This window comes from Streptomyces xylophagus, assembly GCF_000716435.1.
Classification (GTDB): domain Bacteria; phylum Actinomycetota; class Actinomycetes; order Streptomycetales; family Streptomycetaceae; genus Streptomyces; species Streptomyces xylophagus.
This window is the reverse complement of record NZ_JNWO01000176.1, coordinates 1-343: the sequence shown is the minus strand read 5'-3', so window position 1 is coordinate 343 and position 343 is coordinate 1. Positions and strand designations below refer to the sequence as shown.

Below are 343 nucleotides of genomic sequence, written 5' to 3'. Positions count from 1 at the left end.
CCTTGACCTTGCCGCGAGGCTCCCCCGGCTTCGGTACGTCCTGCGACTTGATGTCGTACCGGGTCAGGGACTCTCGGACCATGTCGCCGGTGTAGCCGACGTAGAACTCGGGGGCGAGTTCTCGCAGCCGCTCGGCAACAACGTCCCACGGCATGCCGGCCTCGCCCGGCTGGATCACCGCGCGGACGTCGGCGAGCAGGTTCCGGGCCTCCACCTTCACCGTGTCGTCGCTGCTGACCACCGTGCCGCGGAGTCCTGCAGCCCGGGCGACGATCGCCGCCGCCGTTTCAGGGTTCGGGAAGTACGACCGGACCGCGCCCGGCTTCTCCAGCCCGACCATGAC

Annotated in this window: 1 protein-coding gene; it reads right to left on the bottom strand. The window is 69.7% G+C overall.

All coding sequences use genetic code 11. The features are described 5' to 3' along the window. Nucleotides 1–343, bottom strand: a 343-nt coding sequence (locus tag OO70_RS50865) for a hypothetical protein (protein ID WP_043688503.1), incomplete at both ends; no start/stop codon positions are given.